Below are 20,163 nucleotides of genomic sequence, written 5' to 3'. Positions count from 1 at the left end.
GCAAGGAGCATGACGCGGCGATCGGCCCTTCTGGCGGCCAGCCCCACGAATGAATTTCAGAAATCAGGGGAACGTGCCTTGCCGGCCGTATTGCGGCGTCGGTCGTCGCTTGTTTGGCTCGGCCAAACGGCGCTCCTCCCTTCTTGCACTCCGACCGGCAAGGCACGTTCGCAAGCCCGTTATGAGCGTGAACAGGCCCTACGTCCGCGTCTGCCCTGCCGCCCGCTTGCAGCGCGCCGCCCGCGGGCAGCGCCGCCTGCTCCTTCATCGCGTCAGACGCCCGCCGTCTCGGTCGCGGCGACTTCGCCGCCGCCCTTCATCGCCTGGCGCAGCTTGTTGCGGTCGAGCTCCTTCTCCCACGCGGACACGACGACCGTCGCGACGCCGTTGCCGATGATGTTGGTCAGCGCGCGGCACTCGCTCATGAAGCGGTCGATGCCGAGGATCAGCACCATGCCCGACAGCGGAATGGTCGGCACGACGGCGAGCGTCGCGGCCAGCGTGATGAAGCCCGCGCCGGTGACGCCGCTCGCGCCCTTCGACGTCAGCATCGCGACCGCGAGCAGCGTGAGCTGCTGCATCCAGGTCAGCTCGATGTTGGTCGCCTGCGCGATGAACAGCACGGCCATCGTCATGTAGATGTTGGTGCCGTCGAGGTTGAACGAGTAGCCGGTCGGCACGACGAGGCCGACGACCGAGCGCGAGCAGCCGGCCTTCTCGAGCTTTTCCATCAGCTGCGGCAGCGCGGCTTCCGACGAGCTCGTGCCGAGCACGATCAGCAGCTCTTCCTTGATGTAGCCGACGAAGCGGATGATCGAGAAGCCGGTGATGCGCGCGATCGTGCCGAGCACGACGAGCACGAACACGACCGACGTCAGGTAGAACGTGCCGATCAGCTTGAGCAGCGGCACCAGCGAGCCGACGCCGTACTTGCCGATCGTGAACGCCATCGCGCCGAACGCGCCGATCGGCGCGAGCTTCGTGACGATGTGCACGATGCCGAACAGCACGCGCGTGATCCCGTCGATGAAGTCGGTGACGACCTTGCCGCGCTCGCCGAGGTGCGCGAGCACGCTGCCGAACAGCAGCGCAACCAGCAGGATCTGCAGGATCTCGCCCTGCGCGAACGCGTCGACCATCGTGTTCGGGATGATGTGCATCAGGAAGTCGACCGTCGACTGCCCGTGCGCCTTCGCCGCGTACGACGCGACTTCCTTGCCGTTCAGCGTGGCCGGATCGATGTTGAAGCCGACGCCCGGGCGCAGGATGTGCGTCGCCGCGAGGCCGAGCACCAGCGCGAAGGTCGACACGACCTCGAAGTACAGCAGCGCCTTGCCGCCGACGCGCCCGACCTTCTTCATGTCCTCCATCCCGGCGATGCCGGTCACGACCGTACAGAAGATGATCGGCCCGATCACCATCTTGATCAGCTTGATGAAGCCGTCGCCGAGCGGTTTCATCTCGGTGGCGAGCGACGGATAGTAGTGGCCGAGGATCACGCCGACGACGATGGCGAAAATCACCTGCACGTAGAGCACTTTGTAGAACGGTTTCTTCTTCACGATGATTCCTGATGAAGGGTAGATGAGCCGGGAAGCGGCGTCACGCGCGCGGGCGAAGGCCAGGGGAAGTCCGTCGCCCGCGCGGCTGCCGTGCCGCAACAAGCGATGCCTCAGGACATCCGAAGGGGGTGGAAGGCAGTGGTCATCGATTGTCTCCTTGATGTAATAGTCGGGCCGGTGGACGGCCGTGCATTCCATATCGCAAGGTCGATGCCAGCCTTCCGCAAGCCGTCAAGCCATTGTTTTTATTGCATTTCTCATAATACGGAAGGCAAGGAAATCCGGCATTCCGGATTTCCGGAAAACATCCGTCCGGCGATCCGGACGGATTCCGGTTTCGTCGGACGATTCAGTGCCGGGCGGCGAGGCCCGCGAGCACGGGCGGGAAATCGAACACCTTCACGCCCGCGAGCGGCAGCGCGCGCGCTTCGTCTGGCTGCCCGTCGTCTCGATCCACGCGCCGTGCCGTCATCGTTTCGACAACGCGATGTAGCGCGCGAGATGGTGATCCTCGTCGCCGAGCTGGTGATCGATCATCACGAGGCGCTTCGCGTAGTGCGACAGCGGCAGCTCCCACGTCATGCCGATCCCGCCGTGCAGCTGGATGCTCTCCTCCGCGACCAGCGTGCCGATCCGGCCGACGCTGACCTTGGCCGCGGCGAGCGCGCGTTCGCGCACCGCGCGCGGCGCGTCGAGCTGCGCGGCCGCGTTGATCACCGCCGAGCGCGCCTGCTCGACTTCGAGCAGCAGGTCGGCCATCCGGTGCTGCAGCGCCTGGAAGCTGCCGATCGGCAGCCCGAACTGCTTGCGCGTGCGCAGGTAGTCCAGCGTGTGCTCCTTCGCGACGTCCATCGCGCCGAGCGCTTCGGCCGACAGCGCGAGCAGCCCGTAGCCGAGCACGCGCTCGAGCAGCGCCGCGCCCGCTCCGGAATCCGCTTGCGGATCGCCGAGCGCGGCGTCGGCCGGCAGCGTGACGCGGTCGAAGCGCACTTCCGCCGCGCGGCCGCCGTCGATCTTCCGGTAATCGCGCAGCGACACGCCCGGCGCATCGGCCGGCACGACGAACAGGCCGATGCCGTCTTCATCGTCATCGTTGCCGGCCGTGCGCGCGCTGACGATGAAGAACGCCGCCTGCGCGGCCTGGTCGACGACGCCCTTCGCGCCCGTCAGCACCCAGCCGTCGCCGTGCCGTTCCGCACGGGTGCGCACCGTGGTCAGCTCGTAATGCGAGCCCGGCTCGTCGTGCGCGAACGCGGCGCTCGCGCGGCCGTCGATCAGCGCGGCGAGCTTCGCGCGATGCGCGTCGCCGCCGGCCAGCGCGAGCGCGCGGCCCGCGAGCAGCGCGCCGAGGAACGGCTCGACGACGAGCCCGCGCCCGAGGCATTCGAACACGACCGCGATGTCGAAGCCCGCGCCGCCGAAACCGCCGTCGGCTTCGGGAAACAGCGCGCCGATCGCGCCGAGCTCGGCGAAGCGTTCCCACATCGTCCGGTCGAAGCCTGCCGCCGACTGCGCGATGCGGTCGCGCACCGGGAACGCGTACTGTTCGCCGATGAAGCGGTTCAGCGTGTCCGCCAGCATCCGGCGGTCTTCGGTATGTCGAAAGTCCATGAGCGTTCCTTACAAGCCGAGCATCATCTTCGCGATGATGTTCTTCTGGATCTCGTTCGAGCCGCCGAAGATCGACAGCTTGCGGTTGTTGAAGTACTGCAGCGCGGCGCTCGCGGCCTCTTCCGGCCCGACCGGCTCGCCGTCGTATTCCGCGTCGAGCGCTTCGTCGACGAACGGCTGCGCGTACGGCCCCATCGCGCGCCGCATCAGCGCGGTAATCTCCTGGCGGATCTGCGTGCCGCGGATCTTCAGCATCGAGCTTTCCGCGCCCGGCGCGCCGCCGCCCGCCACCGCGGCCAGCACGCGCAGGTTGGTCGTCTTCATGTTCTCGAGCTCGATCTCGACGCGCGCGACGCGCGCCGCGAAGAACGGATCGTCGGCGAGCGGCCGGCCGTTCTTCCGCACCTTCGCGGCGACCGCACGCAGCCGGTCGAGCGCGGCCGTCGAGAAGCCGACGCCCGCGATGTTGGTGCGCTCGTAGGTCAGCAGGTACTTCGCATAGGTCCAGCCGCGGTTCTCCTCGCCGACGAGGTTCTCGGCCGGCACGCGCACGTCGGTGAAGAACACCTCGTTCACCTCGTGCTCGCCGTCGAGCGTGATGATCGGGCGCACCTCGACGCCGGGCGTGTTCATGTCGATCAGCAGGAAGCTGATGCCCTCCTGCTTGCGCACGTCGGTCGCGGTGCGCACGAGGCAGAAGATCATGTTCGCGTAGTGGCCGAGCGTGGTCCACGTCTTCTGGCCATTCACGATGTAGTGCTCGCCCTGCGCGTCGACGCCCCGCACCGCGCTCGTCTTCACCGCCGCGAGGTCCGAGCCCGCGCCCGGCTCCGAGTAGCCCTGGCACCACCAGTCCGAGCCGTCGAGAATGCGCGGCAGCCAGTAGCGCTGCTGCGCGTCGCTGCCGTACTTGATCAGCACCGGGCCGAGCATGTTCACGCCGAACGGCACGATGCGCGGCGCGCCCGCGAGCGCGCACTCGTGGTCGAACAGGAACTTCTGCGCGACGCTCCAGCCGGGGCCGCCGTGCTCGCGCGGCCAGTGGCTCGCGAGCCAGCCGCGCGCGTGGAGGATCGCGTGCCATTCGCGCATGTCGTCGCGCGTCAGGCGCAGCCCGCCCTTCACCTTGCGCGAGATGCGCTCGGGAAGCTGTTCTTGCAGGAAGCGCTGCACGTCGGCGCGGAACGCTTCTTCTTCGGGAGTGAAATTGAGGTCCATGTTCGGTCCGTGGCAGATGCGGTGGGCGTTCAGTCGAGGCGATTCAGGCTCGCGAAGTTCGCGCCGCGCGCGACGAGCTCGACGATGAGCGGCGACGGCTTCCAGAACAGCGGATCCTCCTTCGCGAACGCGCGGATGTCGGCGAGCACGTTCGCGAGGCCGACCGTGTCCGCGTAATGCATCGGCCCGCCGCGATGGCGCGGAAAGCCGTAGCCGTGCAGGAACACCGCGTCGACGTCGAGCGGGCGCAGCGCGATCCTTTCGTGCACGACGTTCGCGCCTTCGTTGATCATCGCGGCGAGGTAGCGGCGCAGGATTTCGTCGTCGGTGAACGCGCGCGGCGTGACGCCCTTGCTCGCGCGCTCGTCGGCGACGATCGCCGCCACTTCCGGATCGGGCGTGCCGGTGCGCGCGCCGTCCGGATACAGGTAGTAGCCGCGCCCGGTCTTCTGGCCGAACCAGCCGCGTTCGCACAGCCGGTCGGAAATCCCGACATAGCGGGCGCGCGGATCGCGCGTCGCCGCGCGGCGCTTGCGGGCCGCCCAGCCGATGTCGCCGCCCGCGAGGTCGACGACCTGGAACGGCCCCATCGGGAAGCCGAACGCACGCACCGCAGCGTCGATCTGGTACGGCGACGCGCCGTCTTCCATCAGGTAGTCGGCCGCGGTGCGGTAGACGGCGAGGATGCGGTTGCCGATGAAGCCGTCGCACACGCCCGCGCGCACCGGCGTCTTCTTCAGCTTCTTCGCAAGCTCGAACGCGGTCGCGACGACGTCGGGGCTCACGCGCGCCGGCACGACGATCTCGAGCAGCTTCATCACGTTGGCCGGCGAGAAGAAATGCAGGCCGATCACGTCGGACGGCCGGTCGATGCTCGCGGCGATCCGGTCGATGTCGAGATACGACGTGTTGGTCGCGAGCACCGCGCCCGGCTTGCACGCGCGCGCGAGTTCGGCGAACACGGCCTCCTTGACCGCGATGTCCTCGAACACGGCCTCGATCACGACGTCGGCCTGCGCGAGCGCGTCGTACGACGTGCTGCCCTTGAAGCGCGCCATCCGCGCCGCATGCGCGGCGGGCGTCATCCGGCCTTTCGCGACGAGGCCGTCGTACACCTTCTCGACGTGCGCGCGGCCGCGCGCGAGCGATGCGTCGTCGCGCTCGATCATCGTCACCGGCAGCCCCGCGTCGAGCGCCGCGATCGCGATGCCCGCGCCCATCGTGCCGCCGCCGACCACGCCGATCCGCTCGACCGGCCGCGCGCTCGCGCGGCGCGCCTCGGGCGCCTTCGCGGCCTCGCGCTCCGCGAAGAACGCGTGCACGAGGCCCGCGCGCTGCGGGCTGTCGACGCACGCCAGAAACAAGCTGCGCTCGAGCCTCATCCCCATGTCGAACGACAGCGTGAGCGCGGCCTCGACCGCGTCGACGATCTTCGCGGGCGAGAACAGCCCGCGCGACTTCTTCGCGAGCTCGGCGCGCGCCGCGTCGATCGCGGCTTGCGCGGCCGCGCGGTCCGCGAGCCCCTGCGCGTCGCGCGTGCGCCGCGCGCTCGCGCCGAGCGACAGCAGCTCCTGCACGTACGCGAGCCCTTCGGCGAGCGTGTCGTCGCTGTGCGCGAGGCGGTCCACGAGGCCGAGCGCGAGCGCCTCGTCCGCGCTCGCGTGGCGGCCGGACAGCATCAGGTCGAGCGCGGCCTTCGCGCCGATCAGCCGCGGCGCGCGCTGCGTGCCGCCCGCGCCCGGCAGCAGGCCGAGCGTCACTTCGGGCAGCCCGAGCTTCGCGCCCGGCACCGCGAGCCGGTAATGCGCGGCGAGCGCGACTTCGAGGCCGCCGCCGAGCGTCGCGCCGTGCAGCGCGACCACGACCGGCTTCGCGCTCGACTCGATCCGCTCGCACACGTCGGGCAGCGACGGCGGCGCCGCCGGCTTGCCGAATTCGCGGATGTCCGCGCCCGCGATGAAGTTGCGCCCGGCGCCGACGATCAGCACCGCGTGGATCGCGGCGTCGTGCTGCGCGGCGTCGAGCGCGTCGGCGAGGCCGCGCCGGACGTCGGCGGACAGCGCATTGACGGGCGGATGGTCGATCGTGACGACGAGCACCTTGTCGCGCCGCTCATGCGTGACCGTGCCGGTATCGGGAGAGGTGGATGCGTTCATCGTGTCTCGGGCCCCATGCAAAACGGTAGAAGTCTCCGGCGAGACGCCGGGTATGACACGATTCTCGATTGATCGAGATTCATTGACAATTCCAGCGCGCTTTAACAAGCTGTCAAATCCGGCTTGACACTGAATGCTGGCGAATCATTAAAAGGGATCGATGAGGAGACTTTCGGCATGGACCTGAACGCGCTGACGCTGCTGGTCGAGATCCTCGACGCCGGCAATCTCAGCAAGGCTGCGCAGCGGCTGAAGATGAGCCGCGCGAACGTCAGCTACCGGCTGAACCAGCTCGAGCGCTCGATCGGCCAGCAGCTCGTGCGGCGCACGACGCGCCGCATCGAGCCGACCGAGATCGGCCTGAAGCTCTACGAGCACGGCCGGCGCATCCGCAACGAGCTGCTCGCCGCGCAGGAGTCGGTGACGACGCTCGGCCAGGACCTGCAGGGCCGTGTGCGGCTGTCGGTGCCGAGCGGCTACGGGCAGCTCGTGATGTCGGAATGGCTGCTCGCGTTCAAGCGATTGCATCCGGGCATCGTGCTCGACGTCGTGTTCGAGAACCGCGTCGAGGATCTCGTGCGCGACGAGGTCGACATCGCGATCCGCGTGATGTCCGAGCCGCCGCAGAACCTCGTCGCGCGCGACATGGGCGCGGTGCGCTACGTCGCGTGCGCGTCGCCCGCGTTCGCGGCCGCGCACGGGATGCCCGCGAGCCTCGACGCGCTGGCCGGTGCGCCCGTGATCACCGCGACGGTGATGGGCCGGCAGCTGCGCATCGCCGCGTATCTCGGCGACGAGCGCCACGAGGTGCTGCTCGAGCCGACGCTGATCTCCGAGAACTTCCTGTTCCTGCGGCAGGCGATCCTCGCCGGGCTCGGCGTCGGCATCGTGCCGGACTACGTCGTGCACGACGACGTGCGGCGCGGCGCGATCGTCACGTCGCTCGACGCGTACCGGCTCAGCATCTTCGGCACGCACATGTACATGCTCTACATGCCGAACCGGCATCACACGCGCGCGACCGCGACGTTCATAGAGTTCGTCCTCGAACAGGCCGGCAAGGCCGGCCGGGGCGGGCCCGACGCGCTGCGTCAGGGTTTCCTGTCGGATGACAAGCCGCGCGCGGCGCGGCGACAATAGCGCGCCGGCGCCTGTCGCTCCCTGTCGTTCCCTGTTGCGCCGTTTCAGCATTCACTTCTGCCGAGGGTTCAATGTCCGACCGGATTCGTCCGCGCCCGCGCTCGTGGGCGATGCTTGCCGCCGCCGCTGCGCTCGTCGCGCTCAATGCCGCCTGCACGTCCCCCGCGCCGCCCGCCGGCGCCGGCGCCGGCGCCGACAGTACGACCGCACCCGTTGCCGCGTCCGGCGCCGTCGCGAGCGCCGCGCACGCGCCCGAACGGTCGTCCGGCTGGGCCGACAAGCCGGGCTGGACCGCGCAGCGCTACATGATCGCGGCCGCGAATCCGCTCGCGGCGCAGGCCGGCTACACGATGCTGAAGGCGGGCGGCACCGCGATCGACGCAGCGATCGCGACGCAGATGGTGCTCGCGCTCGTCGAGCCGCAATCATCGGGCATCGGCGGCGGCGCGTTCATGCTGTATTTCGACGGCAAGGCGACGCAGGCGTACGACGGCCGCGAGACCGCGCCGGCCGCCGCGACCGAGCGCCTCTTCTACGGCCCGACCGGCCAGCCGATGAGCTTCTACGAAGGCGTCGTCGGCGGGCGCTCGGTCGGCACGCCGGGCGTGCTGCGGATGCTCGAGGCCGCGCATCGCGCGCACGGCAGGCTGCCGTGGCGGCAGCTGTTCCAGCCGGCGATCGCGCTTGCGCAGCACGGCTTCACGATCAGCCCGCGCCTCGCGACGCTGATCGCGAACGACCGCTACCTGATGAAGGACCCGGCCGCGCGCGCGTATTTCTACAACCCGGACGGCACGCCGAAGACGGCCGGCACGGTCCTGAAGAACCCGGCGCTCGCGGTCGTGCTGCGCCAGATCGCCGATCACGGCGCGAATGCGTTCTACACCGGCGCGATCGCGCGCGACATCGTGGCCAAGGTCAGGAAGCATCCGGCCAACCCGGGCCTGCTGTCGCTGCAGGACCTCGCGCGCTACAAGGCGAAGGTGCGCGAGCCGCTGTGCACCGATTACCAACGCTCGGTCGTCTGCGGAATGCCGCCGCCGTCGTCGGGCGGCCTCGCGATCGCGCAGATGCTCGGCATCCTCGACGCGATGCCCGACTGGCAGCGGATCGGCGCGCAGAAGCCGGTGCGCAACGACGTCGGCTTCGAGCCGACGCCGTTCGCCGCGCACCTGTTCAGCGAGGCCGGGCGCCTCGCCTATGCGGACCGCGCGCGCTACGTCGGCGATCCGGACTTCGTGCCGCTGCCGGGCGGCAGCTGGGCGAGCCTCGCCGACAAGTCCTATCTCGCGCAGCGCGCGCGGCTGATCGGCGACGGCAGCATGGGCGCCGCGCAGGCCGGCACGCCGCAGGGCGCGACGCTCGCGCTGGCCGACGACCGCAGCCCCGAGCTGCCGTCGACCTCCGACATCGCGATCGTCGACCGCTACGGGCACGCGCTGTCGATGACGACGAGCGTCGAGGATGCGTTCGGCTCGCGCATGATGGTGCGCGGCTTCCTGCTGAACAACCAGCTCACCGATTTCTCGTTCGTGTCGACCGAGAACGGCCGGCCGGTCGCGAACCGCGTGCAGGCCGGCAAGCGGCCGCGCTCGTCGATGTCGCCGGAGCTCGTGTTCGACCGGAAGACGAAGCAGGTCACGCTGATCGTCGGCTCCGCGGGCGGGCCGGCGATCATCAACCACGTCGCGAAGGCGCTGGTCGGCGTGCTCGACTGGGGGATGACGATGCAGCAGGCGATCGCGCTGCCGAACTTCGGGTCCATGAACGGGCCGACGCAGCTCGAGCGCGGCCGCGTGTCGGACACGCTCGTCGATGCGCTGAAGGGTCGCGGCCACACCGTGCAGGTCGTCGAGATGAACTCGGGCCTGCAGGGCATCCAGCGGCTGAACGTGCAGGGGCAGACGGTCTGGTTCGGCGGCGCGGACCCGCGGCGCGAAGGGATTGCGATGGGGGATTGAGCAGCGGGCGCGCACGACGCATACGCGCTCAGCCCCGGCCCTTCCACGGCACGACCCGCCGCTCGACCCGGCGCATCCCGAGGTCGAACAGCCACGCGATCGCGCCGATGATGAGAATCCCCATCACGACGATGTCCGTGCGCAGGAAGCTCGACGCGTTCAGCACCATCTGCCCGAGGCCGGCCGTCGCGGCGACCATCTCGGCCGCGACGAGCGTCGTCCAGCCGAAGCCGATCGCGATCCGCAGCCCGGTGAGGATTTCCGGCAGCGCGGCCGGCAGCACCACGTGCCGCACGATCTGCGCGAAGCTGCCGCCGAGCGAATACGCGGCGTTGATCTGCTCGACCGTCGCGGCCCGCACGCCCGCGCGCGCCGCCATCGCGACCGGCGCGAAGCACGCGAGGAAGATCACGACGAGCTTGGCCGTCTCGTCGATCCCGAACCAGATCACGACGAGCGGCAGATACGCGAGCGGCGGCAGCGGCCGGTAGAACTCCAGCAGCGGATCGAGCACGCCGCGCGCGATGCGGCTCACCCCCATCAGGATTCCCGCGGGAACGCCGAGCGCGGTCGCCAGCACGAACGCGCCGAACACGCGCGCGGCGCTCCACAGCAGATGCCCGGACAGCGGCAGCCCGCCCTGGATGCGGCCGTGCCACGCGTCGACGAACGCCGCCCACACCGCTTCCGGCGCGGGCAGGAACAGCGGCGGCAGCCATTGCCGATGCGTCGCGGCCCACCACAGCACCGCGAGCGCCGCGACCGTCGCCGCGCTCAGCGCGCCCGTCTTCCCCTGCCCCGGCAGCCGGTAGCGGCGCGACGCGCACGCGGGCCGCGTAACGCGGACGTGCGGCGGCGCGGTGCGTTCATCCTGCTCGAAGCCGGCGGCCGCGCGATCGGCCGCCCACGAATCCTGTGTGCTCATGCTGTCCTGCCTGTGCAAAGTGCCGTTCCGACCGCGCCCGCTGGACGCGCCCTGCCGCGCCAGCTCGCGCATCACGCGGCTTCCCCGGCGGCTTCTCCAACCGCTTCTCCGCCCGCTTCGTCGCGATGCAGATACGCGATCAGCCGCTCCCGCCACGCGATGAAATCGGGCGACGACTTCACCGCGCGCGCGTCGCGCGATTCGACGTAGCGGCGCGCGAACGGCAGGTCGAAGGTCTCGGCGATCCGGCCCGGGCCGGGCGTCATCACGACGAGCCGCGTCGCGAGAAACAGCGCCTCCTCGACGTCGTGCGTGATGAAGAACACGGTCTTGCCGGTGCGCGCCCACACGTCGAGCACGAGCGCCTGCATCGTGCCGCGCGTCATCGCGTCGAGCGCGCCCATCGGCTCGTCCATCAGCAGCACGCGCGGATCGCTCGCGAGCGCGCGCGCGATGCCGACGCGCTGCTGCATCCCGCCCGACAGCTCGTAGACGCGCGCATGCGCATGGCGCCCGAGCCCGACGAGCGCGAGCATCTCCCGGGCGCGCGCCGCGCGCTCGGCCTTCGGCACGCGGGCGAAGCGCAGCCCGAGCGCGACGTTGTCGAGCACGTCGAGCCACGGCAGCAGCGCGTATTTCTGGAACACCACGCCGCGGTCCGCGCCGGGGCCCGTCACGGGCACGCCGTCGACCCGCACGTCGCCGGTCGTCGGCGCGACGAAGCCGGCCATGCAGTTCAGCAACGTCGTCTTGCCGCAACCCGACGCGCCGAGCGCGACGACGAATTCGCCGGCGTCGATGCGCAGGTCGACCTGCGCGAGCGCCTGCGTCGTCGGACGTCCGCGCTCGCCCGGATAGGCGACCGATACCTGACGGACTTCGAGCGTGCTCATGTGTGGCTCCGCGATACGTCGCCGCGCTCAGCGCGCGGCCTTCTGCACGAACTGCGGATCGACGCCGACCGAGTAGTCGGCGAGCACCGTCTGGATCGTGCCCTGCGCTTTCAGGAACGCGGCCGTCGCCGCGAGCGACTTCGCGGCGCCCGACTGCGCGCCGCCGCCGAGCCACGTCGGCGACGCCTGCTCGGCCGGCGTCGGGAATGCATAGAGCGCGAGGCTCGCCGGCACATCGGCGACGTTCGCGCCCGATACATTCGCGACGGCCGCCACCTGCGGCGAGCCGACCTTCCACGCGGCAGCATGCGCGCGGTAATCGGCGTCGGCCGCCGCGAGCACCTTGACGAAGCGCGTGACGAACTCGGGGTGCTCGCGCGCGAACTTGCGGCTCACGACGAAGCCGTCGAAGGTGGCCTTGCCGCTCTGCTTCGCGACCTGGCCCGACGTCGTCAGCACCGTGCCGGACTGCTTGACCTTCGCGAGCACTGGATCCCAGATGTAGGTCGCGTCGATGTCGCCGCGCGTCCATGCGGCCGCGACTTCGGGCGGACGCAGGTTGACGATCTTCACGTCGTTCGGATTCACGCCGGCGGCCTGCAGCGCGACGAGCGTGTGGAAGTGCGACGTCGACACGAACGGCACGCCGATCTTCTTGCCCTTCAGCGCGGCGATGCTCGTCACGCCGGAGCCGTTGCGCGCGACGAGCGCCTCGGCGTCGTTGATGTTGTCGAGCACCCAGAACAGCGAGATGTCGAGCCCCTGCGACAGGCCGGCCGCGATCGGGCTCGAGCCGGCCTCGCCGAGCTGCACCGAGCCGGACGCGAGCGCGCGGATCACGTCCGCGCCGCTGTCGAGCTTGCGGAACGTGACCTTGTAGCCGGTCGCCTTTTCGACCTCGCCGCTCGCCTGCGCATAGCGCCACGGGACGACCATGTCCTGGTACGCGATCACGACCTCGCGCGATTCGGCGTGCGCCGCGCCGGGCGCGGCAAAGCCGGCGAGCGCGGTCAGCCCGGCGAGCGCGGTCAGCGCGGTCAGCGCGACGACCGCGCGGCGGATGAGGCTGAAACGGGGCATGCGGCTCTCCTTCGGCATTCTGGCGATTCAACGAGAGAGCCGACTATAGGAGGTTTGCGCGCGGCGGAAGCGAACTTATCCTGCGAAGCTATCGACGACGTTTCGGCTTTGCTTTCCACGCTGGATTGGATCGCGCGTCCGGTGGGGTGGCGATTGTCGTGCGGGGGCGTGTCTGATTGCCTCGCACGACGCAGTGACGTAACAGCTCTCGCGAGGGCCATTAACGGCCGTAGCGGCCCCGATGAGGGCCATTGGTCGAAGACGACGCGCAAACAAAAAAGCCCGCATCGCTGCGGGCTTTTCCGGACTCGTCCGACGACGAAGCAAAGACGCTCAGACCACCCCGGCCCCATGCGCCTGCAGATCGGCGTGATAGCTCGACCGCACCATCGCGCCGACGGCCGCGTGCGTGAAGCCCATTTTGTACGCCTCTTCCTCGTACATCTTGAAGACGTCCGGATGCACGTACGCACGCACCGGCAGGTGATGCTCGGAAGGCTGCAGGTACTGGCCGATCGTCAGCATGTCGACGTCGTGCGCGCGCAGGTCGCGCATCACCTGCAGGATTTCCTGTTCCGTCTCGCCGAGGCCGACCATCAGCCCCGACTTCGTCGCGACGTCCGGATGCAGCGCCTTGAAGTCCTTCAGGAGCTTCAGCGAGTGCGCGTAGTCCGAGCCGGGGCGCGCTTCCTTGTACAGGCGCGGCACCGTTTCGAGGTTGTGGTTCATCACGTCCGGCGGCGCGGCGTTCAGGATCGAGATCGCGCGGTCGAGGCGGCCGCGGAAGTCCGGCGTCAGGATCTCGATGCGCGTTTCCGGCGACTGCTCGCGCACTTCGCGGATGCACTCGACGAAGTGGGCGGCGCCGCCGTCGCGCAGGTCGTCGCGGTCGACGCTCGTGATCACCACGTACTTGAGCTTCAGCGCAGCGATCGTGCGCGCGAGGTTCTTCGGCTCGTCGGCGTCGAGCGGGTCGGGACGGCCGTGGCCGACGTCGCAGAACGGGCAGCGGCGCGTGCACTTGTCGCCCATGATCATGAACGTCGCGGTGCCCTTGCCGAAGCACTCGCCGATGTTCGGGCAGCTCGCTTCCTCGCACACCGTATGCAGGTTGTGCTCGCGCAGGATCGTCTTGATCTCGTTGAAGCGCGAGCTGCCGGTGGCCGCCTTCACGCGGATCCACTCGGGCTTCTTCAGCCGCTCGATCGGAATGACCTTGATCGGGATGCGCGCCGTCTTCGCCTGCGCCTTCTGCTTGGCGGTCGGATCGTAGGCCGGGGTCGCGGCCGAATCGGCCGGTGCGGGGGAAGCGGTAACGTCAGTCATTCGAATGTTCCAGTGCCTGCGGCTTGTCGGCGGCCGCGGATGCGCCGTCGAGGTTGGCGATCAGACGGCGCACCAGCGTTTGGGCGACGTCGTTCCAGTCGGCGGCAACCTCGAGGCTCGCCATGTCGACGGTTTCCAGTCCGGCATAGCCGCACGGATTGATCGCGAGAAACGGGCGCAGATCCATCTTCACGTTCAGGCTCAGCCCGTGATAGCTGCAGCCGTTGCGGATCTTCAGGCCGAGGGCCGCGATCTTCGCGCCCTCGTGAAGGCCCGACGCCACGTAGATGCCCGGCGCGCCCGCCTTGCGGACCGAAGCGAGATTATACGCCGCGAGGGTTTCGATCACGGCCTCCTCGATCTTCGTCACGAGCGTGCGGACCATCAGCTTGCGCCGGCGCAAGTCCAGCAGCAGGTACATGACGATCTGGCCGGGGCCGTGATAGGTGATCTGCCCGCCGCGGTCGACCCGCACGAGCGGGACGCCGCTGTCGGCGACCAGCAGGTGGGCCGGATCGCCCGCCTGCCCGAGCGTGTAGACGGGCGGATGCTCGACCACCCAGATTTCGTCGCCGGTGTCCGCGGTGCGCGCATCGGTGAACGCGCGCATCGCGTCGAAGCTCGCGTCGTACGGCTCGACGCCGCGCCAGCGTACCGTCACCGGCGGGACCGGTTGGGCTGCGGGCGAATCGGGTGCGGCGACAGGCGTGGACACAGTGGAAACCGGCGAGACGGACATGGGCGGTAGTTTACCGAAAACCCATGGGTCTCGCCGGCTATCGAAAGGGACGGATCGACGGCATCCGTCTGATCAGAGCGGCATCAGACGGTGCGCCACCCGTCCTGCAACAGCGCCGCGACGCGCTCGCGCAGCCGGGCGAACCCCGTCAGCGCGACTTCCTTCGGCGGCCGCGACACCGAGAACGCGACGCACGCGCTCTGCGCGCCCTCGGCGCTCAGCCACAGACGCTCGCCGCGGCGCAGCCGCAGCGTTTCGCCGTCCACGAGGAAGTAATCGTCGACGTCGTTGCTGCGCGTCGCCCACACCGGCCCGCACTGGACCGTCAGCCGCGTGCTGCGCCGCACCCGCATCGGAACGGTTTCGCCGGGGGGGATCTCGAACGTGATGCTTGAAGAAATTTCTTGCATGATGGGCTCCGCCAAAAAATGCTTCGATGGCTACAATCGTAGTCATCCCAAGGCGTCCGACCAAACGACCAAATTTCACGTCGATGTGAGGAAAATTAGCAAATGGACCTGCGCCATCTCCCCGCGCTGAATGCGATTCGCGCGTTCGAGGCCGCCGCCCGCCACGAAAACTTCTCGCGCGCCGCCGACGAGCTGTTCGTCACGCACGGGGCGGTCAGCCACCAGGTGCGCGCGCTCGAGGACGAGCTCGGCGTGCAGCTCTTCACGCGCAACGGCAAGCGCCTGTGCCTGACCAACGCCGGCATCCGCTACGCGCAGCAGGTCCGCACCGCGCTGATGATGCTCGTCGAGGCGACGCGCGAAGTCCGCGCGAGCGACCGTGACCGGCGGCTGGTGATCTCGATGCTGTCATCGTTCGCGGCGCGCTTCGTGACGCCGCGCATCGGCTCGTTCATCGAGCGGCATCCGGAGATCGACGTCGAGCTGCAGTCGACCAACACCCTCACCGATTTCGCGCGCGACGACGTCGACATCGCGATCCGCTTCGGATTCGGCTCCTATCCGGGGCTGTACGTGGAGCCGCTGCTCGACGAGGCGTTCTTCCCGGCCTGCGCGCCGACGCTGAACGGCGGCGTGCTGCCGAAGACGCCCGCGGATCTGGCCCGCTACAACCTGCTGCGCTCGGACGACGAGCTGTGGCGGCCGTGGTTCGACGCGGCGGGCCTCGATACGCTGACGGAGCCGAAGCGCGGAATCCTGTACCAGGATTCGTCGAACCTGCTGCAGGCGGCGATCGACGGCCAGGGCATCGCGCTCGTGCGGCGCTCGCTCGCGGTGCACGAGCTGCGGCTGGGGCGCCTCGTGCGCCTGTTCGACATCGACGGGCCGAGCCCGTGGAATTATTTCTTCGTGTGCCCGCCGCCGCTGCTGGGTACGCCGCGCGTGCAGGCGTTCAGGACGTGGATATTGCAGGAAGTCGCCGAATTCAAGCTGCTGTGCGGCGAACTGGATGCGCGCCGCGCGGCGGAGAGATCCGCCGCCGCGTGAGCGCGCAAGGAAGGAATCAGAGCACGACCTTGACCATCGGATGGCCGGTCAGCGCACGGTAGATGTTGTCGAGCTGCTCCTGGCTCGTCGCGCGCACGGTGATCGTGAGGCCCGTGTAGTTGCCGCCGCTCGACGCGCGCTCCTCGATCTTCTCGAGGTCGATTTCGTTGTCGTGGACGCTCACGACCTTGAAGATCGTGTCCTTGAATTCCGGGTGCGCCTTGCCCATGATCTTGATCGGGAAATCGCACGGGAACTCCAGCAGCGATTCCTTCCGGGTATCGATCGCGCCGGTCAGCTCGACGGTTTTGGACGGTTCGCTCATCACTTTCTCCGGGTTAGGTCAAACTGTTCAAACTCGCGCGCCTTCGCGCGCTGGTACGCGTCGTACAACGCCGCGAATACCGGGCCGGGCTTGCCGCCATTCACCGGCAAATCGTCGAGCGCCGTGACGGGCAGCACTTCCTTCGTTGCCGACGTGATCATGATCTCGTCGGCCGCGCGCAGCTCCACTTCGCTGATTTCGCGCGCGACGAACGGAATCCCGCATTCGTCGGCCAGCTCCTCGAGCAGCGCGTAGCGGATCCCCTCGAGGATCCTGTTGCTGCGCGGCGGCACAAGCAGCTCGCCGTTCTTCACGATCCACACGTTCGACGACGAGCCTTCGGTCAGGTTGCCGTCGCGCAGCTGCAGCGTCTCGAACGCGTCGTGCTCGACCGCATGCTGCGCCATCAGCACGTTGCCGAGCAGCGAGGTCGACTTGATGTCGCAATGCAGCCAGCGCCGATCCTCGGCGGTCACGCAGCGCACGCCGGCCGCGCGCTCGTCGGCGGACGGCACGCGCAGCGGGCTCGTCATCGCGAACACGGTCGGCACGGCGTTCGCCGGGAACGCGTGGCCGCGCTTCGCGACGCCGCGCGTCACCTGGATATAGACGAGCGCGTCGCCGGCGCCGAGGCCATCGGCGTTCGCCGCGACGACGCGCTCGATCAGCGCGCGCCACCCCGCGTCGTCGTGCGGGTTCGCGATGCCGATCTTCTTCAGGCTGCGCTCGAGCCGCGCGAGATGCTGCGCGATCCGGAACGGCACGTGCGCGCCGTCGTGCGCGTAGACGGGGACGACCTCATACACACCGTCGCCGAAGATGAACCCGCGGTCGAGCACCGGGATGCGGGCTTGCGACAGCGGCACCATCTCTTCCTGCGAGGAGACGCTCAGGTAGACGATCGGGTCGAATTCGGCTTGGCTCATGGCTATGTCAGATGGGGATGAAGTCGTCGAAACAAAGGCCCGGTCTGCTGGCTTGCGCTTACTTCTTCTTGCTGAACATCAGCAGGATCGAGTCCCAGATACGACCGAAGATACCCGCTTCCGGCACCGCCTGCAGCGCGACGACCGGGAACTGCGACAGCGTCTTGCCGTCGGCGACGATCTTCACCGTGCCGACCGGCTGGCCGTCCGCGAGCGGCGCGATCAGCGGCGCGTTCACCTCGACCTCGGTCTTCACCTTGTCGCCGAGGCCGCGCGGCACCGTCACCCACTGGTCGCCCTTCACGCCGACCTGCACGTTGTTGCTCTTGCCCTTGTAGAGGCGCGGCGTCGAGATCGCCTGGCCGCCCTTGAACAGGCGCACCGCATCGAACGCGCTGTAGCCGTAGTTCAGCATCTTCATGCTGTCCTGCGTGCGGTCGCTTTCCTTGGTCTCGCCCATCATCACCGACACGAGGCGGCGCGGCGCATCCGCCGTGCCCGGCATCTGCCGCTTCGCCGACGAGATCAGGCAGTAGCCCGCTGCCTGCGTGTGGCCGGTCTTCAGGCCGTCGACCGTCGGGTCGAGCCACAGCAGGCGGTTGCGGTTGCCCTGGCGGATGTTGTTGTACTTGAATTCCTTCTCCGAGAAGATGCCGTAGTACTGCGGAAAATCGCGGATCAGGTGCGCGGACAGCGTCGCGAGATCGCCGGCCGTCGTGTAGTGGTTCGGGTCGGGCATGCCGTTCACGTCGGCGAAGTGCGTGCCCTTCATGCCGAGGCGCTTGGCCTCGTCGTTCATCATGTTGACGAACTGCGCCTCGCTGCCGCCGACCAGCTCGGCGAGCGCGATCGCCGCGTCGTTGCCCGACTGGATGATCATCCCGTAGACGAGGTCGTGCACCGACACCGGCTTGTCCGCCTCGATGAACATCCGCGATTCGTCGGTGCCGACGCGGCGCACCGCTGCGCTCGGCGTGACGATCTGCTCCATCGAGATCTTCTTCTTGTCGAGCGCCTCGAACACGAGGTACGCGGTCATCAGCTTCGTCAGCGACGCCGGCTCGACGCGCTCGTCCGCGTTGCCCGACGCGAGCACGGTGTTGCTCGTCGCGTCGACGAGCACCCACGAACGCGCGTTCACGCCCGGCGGCGGCACCGCGCCCGGCATGTAGGTCGCGGGCGCGCCGGTCGCCTCGGGCGCGGCGGCCGGCGCGGCATGCGCTGCCTTGGCCTTGGCGGCGGGCTTCGCCTCGGCGGCGACGATCGTCGACGCGAGCGCGACGGGCAGCATCACGCCGAGCGCGACGTTGCGCGCGGCGGTGCCGAAGGCGATGGAAGAAGCGAGGGACTTGAGGCCTTGGGAGGACAAACGCATGATCGATTCAGGCTGATGGCAGAAAGTACGGGCGCGAAACACGCTCGGTTGAATGGCAAGGCAGCGGGCGTTTCGGCCTGCACCTGAAACGTCAGGCGATGCGAAACGCGCCGGTTGGACTCGTGCGGGCGCGTTCGGTTCGCAGCCGGCGCAGCGCGTGCGCGACGGGCAGCGAATCGAGCGCCGCATGGGCCCGGCCGGGCCGCGGGCGACGCGAAATCCGGCCATTATACGTGGCCGCGACGGGCGTTTTCGTGAATGCGGCGCCGCGCAGGCACAGATCGGCGACGCGAGGATTGCGCGACGCGAATGTGCAGGATCACTATCGAAGGAAGACGAAAGATGCGCGCAGGCGACATGCAAGCGCGCCAAAAAAAGGGGGCGAAACGCGGTGCGCCACCCGGCGGCGGAACGCGCTCTAGCGCCACGCGTCGATCACGACGCGCTTGAGCACATGCAGCTTGCGATGAAAGAAATGCTCGGCGCCGGGAATCACGACGACGGGCAACTCCTGCGGCCGCGCCCAGTCGTACACCGACGCGATCGGCACCGTGTCGTCGGTCTCGCCGTGGATCACGAGCGTGTTCTCCGGCACGTCGGCGACCTGCCAGCGGCTCGCGGCCGTGCCGACGAACACCATCCGCTCGATCGCGTCGCCCGCGTCGCGCAGCCGCTTCGCGACGTGCGACAGCACGAAGGTGCCGAACGAGAAGCCGGCCAGCACGAGCGGCAGGTCCGCATACGCGGGCTGCGCGCGCATGTGCGCGAGCACCGCGAGCAGGTCGTCGGCCTCGCCGAGGCCGTTGTCGTGCACGCCTTCGGTCGCGCCGACGCCGCGGAAGTTCGACCGGTAGACGACGTAGTTGAGCTGCACGAGCGTGCGCGCCAGGGTTTGCGCGACCTTGTTGTCCATCGTGCCGCCGAACAGCGGGTGCGGATGCGCGACGAGCGCGATGCCGCGCGGCGCGGCGCGCCCTTCGCGCACCGCGTCGGGCAGGTCGACGGCGATCTCGATCTGGCCGACGGGGCCGGCGATCAGCGACTTCTGCGTATGTGCGTTCATGCTTGCGACGACCGCCCCGCTCAGATCTTCAGGCGGTCGACGACCTTGCCGTCGCGCAGGTGCGATTCGACGATCTCGTCGATGTCGGCGCGGTCGACATACGTGTACCACGTGCCTTCCGGATAGACGACCATCACGGGCCCCTCCTCGCAGCGGTCGAGGCAGCCGGCCTTGTTGATGCGGACCTTGCCCGGCCCGGCGAGGCCGAGCTCCTTCACGCGCTTTTTCGCGTATTCCTGCATGGTCTGCGCGTCGCACTGCGCGCAGCTCGGACGTTCGGCGCCGGGCTCGCGCTGGTTCAGGCAGAAGAAGACGTGGTGCTGGTAGTAGGAATCCATGATGGTGACGGCGAGCGGCCCGGCGACGAGGCCGGGTCGGAAGTGGCGGGTGAATGGTGCGGACGATT

At 68.9% G+C, this 20,163-nt stretch carries 18 protein-coding genes; 3 read left to right on the top strand and 15 right to left on the bottom strand.

What is annotated here, in order from left to right:
• Positions 1–272: 272 nt before the first annotated feature.
• The 4 genes from WJ35_RS12735 to WJ35_RS12720 all read right to left on the bottom strand — a co-directional run bounded on the left by WJ35_RS12735 (position 273) and on the right by WJ35_RS12720 (position 6,547).
• Positions 273–1,562, bottom strand: a complete 1,290-nt coding sequence (locus WJ35_RS12735) for a dicarboxylate/amino acid:cation symporter (protein WP_060235928.1) — start codon at positions 1,560–1,562, stop codon at positions 273–275.
• Positions 1,563–2,030: 468 nt separating this feature from the next.
• Complete coding sequence (locus WJ35_RS12730) at positions 2,031–3,173, bottom strand: acyl-CoA dehydrogenase family protein (RefSeq protein WP_069239260.1); 1,143 nt, start codon at positions 3,171–3,173, stop codon at positions 2,031–2,033.
• A 9-nt stretch (positions 3,174–3,182) separates the two neighbouring features.
• Complete coding sequence (locus WJ35_RS12725; protein ID WP_069239259.1) at positions 3,183–4,391, bottom strand: acyl-CoA dehydrogenase family protein; 1,209 nt, start codon at positions 4,389–4,391, stop codon at positions 3,183–3,185.
• Between the two features lie 29 nt (positions 4,392–4,420).
• Positions 4,421–6,547: a 3-hydroxyacyl-CoA dehydrogenase NAD-binding domain-containing protein gene (locus WJ35_RS12720; protein ID WP_060235922.1), complete on the bottom strand. Its 2,127-nt coding sequence runs from the start codon at positions 6,545–6,547 to the stop codon at positions 4,421–4,423.
• Between the two features lie 177 nt (positions 6,548–6,724).
• Between WJ35_RS12720 and WJ35_RS12715 the strand changes: the two genes are divergently transcribed.
• Positions 6,725–7,687, top strand: a complete 963-nt coding sequence (locus WJ35_RS12715; protein WP_010090562.1) for a LysR family transcriptional regulator — start codon at positions 6,725–6,727, stop codon at positions 7,685–7,687.
• Positions 7,688–7,758: 71 nt separating this feature from the next.
• Positions 7,759–9,648, top strand: coding sequence for a gamma-glutamyltransferase (ggt, locus tag WJ35_RS12710; RefSeq protein WP_060235920.1), 1,890 nt, complete (start codon positions 7,759–7,761; stop codon positions 9,646–9,648).
• A 28-nt stretch (positions 9,649–9,676) separates the two neighbouring features.
• On the opposite strand, the gene WJ35_RS12705 is transcribed toward ggt, so the two are convergent.
• The 6 genes from WJ35_RS12705 to WJ35_RS12680 form a co-directional block, all read right to left on the bottom strand.
• Entirely contained in the window at positions 9,677–10,645 is a 969-nt protein-coding gene (locus tag WJ35_RS12705) for an ABC transporter permease subunit (protein WP_060235918.1), read from the bottom strand.
• Complete coding sequence (locus WJ35_RS12700; protein WP_060235915.1) at positions 10,645–11,466, bottom strand: taurine ABC transporter ATP-binding protein; 822 nt, start codon at positions 11,464–11,466, stop codon at positions 10,645–10,647. The genes WJ35_RS12705 and WJ35_RS12700 overlap by 1 nt, the downstream gene beginning before the upstream one ends.
• 27 nt (positions 11,467–11,493) lie before the next feature.
• Complete coding sequence (tauA, locus tag WJ35_RS12695; RefSeq protein ID WP_069239435.1) at positions 11,494–12,546, bottom strand: taurine ABC transporter substrate-binding protein; 1,053 nt, start codon at positions 12,544–12,546, stop codon at positions 11,494–11,496.
• A 333-nt stretch (positions 12,547–12,879) separates the two neighbouring features.
• Positions 12,880–13,872, bottom strand: coding sequence for a lipoyl synthase (gene lipA / locus WJ35_RS12690; protein ID WP_060235913.1), 993 nt, complete (start codon positions 13,870–13,872; stop codon positions 12,880–12,882).
• Positions 13,865–14,611 (bottom strand): lipoyl(octanoyl) transferase LipB, encoded by a 747-nt coding sequence (lipB, locus tag WJ35_RS12685; RefSeq protein ID WP_060235911.1) that lies wholly within the window; start codon positions 14,609–14,611, stop codon positions 13,865–13,867. The genes lipA and lipB overlap by 8 nt, the downstream gene beginning before the upstream one ends.
• 83 nt (positions 14,612–14,694) lie before the next feature.
• Positions 14,695–15,021 (bottom strand): DUF2917 domain-containing protein, encoded by a 327-nt coding sequence (locus tag WJ35_RS12680; protein ID WP_060235910.1) that lies wholly within the window; start codon positions 15,019–15,021, stop codon positions 14,695–14,697.
• Between the two features lie 102 nt (positions 15,022–15,123).
• Here WJ35_RS12680 and WJ35_RS12675 point away from each other — a divergent pair, with 102 nt between their 5' ends.
• Complete coding sequence (locus WJ35_RS12675) at positions 15,124–16,068, top strand: transcriptional regulator GcvA (RefSeq protein WP_060235908.1); 945 nt, start codon at positions 15,124–15,126, stop codon at positions 16,066–16,068.
• A gap of 16 nt (positions 16,069–16,084) precedes the next feature.
• Here WJ35_RS12675 and WJ35_RS12670 read toward each other — a convergent pair whose 3' ends face one another.
• The 5 genes from WJ35_RS12670 to WJ35_RS12650 form a co-directional block, all read right to left on the bottom strand.
• Complete coding sequence (locus WJ35_RS12670) at positions 16,085–16,393, bottom strand: YbeD family protein (RefSeq protein ID WP_010090550.1); 309 nt, start codon at positions 16,391–16,393, stop codon at positions 16,085–16,087.
• Positions 16,393–17,319, bottom strand: a complete 927-nt coding sequence (locus tag WJ35_RS12665) for a D-amino acid aminotransferase (RefSeq protein ID WP_060235906.1) — start codon at positions 17,317–17,319, stop codon at positions 16,393–16,395. Before WJ35_RS12665 ends, WJ35_RS12670 begins: the two co-directional genes overlap by 1 nt.
• A gap of 58 nt (positions 17,320–17,377) precedes the next feature.
• Entirely contained in the window at positions 17,378–18,694 is a 1,317-nt protein-coding gene (locus tag WJ35_RS12660; RefSeq protein ID WP_060235904.1) for a D-alanyl-D-alanine carboxypeptidase family protein, read from the bottom strand.
• Between the two features lie 418 nt (positions 18,695–19,112).
• Positions 19,113–19,757: an alpha/beta hydrolase gene (locus WJ35_RS12655; RefSeq protein ID WP_010090547.1), complete on the bottom strand. Its 645-nt coding sequence runs from the start codon at positions 19,755–19,757 to the stop codon at positions 19,113–19,115.
• Positions 19,758–19,777: 20 nt separating this feature from the next.
• Positions 19,778–20,095 (bottom strand): (2Fe-2S) ferredoxin domain-containing protein, encoded by a 318-nt coding sequence (locus WJ35_RS12650; protein ID WP_045567109.1) that lies wholly within the window; start codon positions 20,093–20,095, stop codon positions 19,778–19,780.
• Positions 20,096–20,163: the final 68 nt, after the last annotated feature.

The organism is Burkholderia ubonensis (genome assembly GCF_001718695.1).
Taxonomy (GTDB): Bacteria; Pseudomonadota; Gammaproteobacteria; order Burkholderiales; family Burkholderiaceae; genus Burkholderia; species Burkholderia ubonensis_B.
This window is presented reverse-complemented; position numbering and strand designations above follow the sequence as displayed.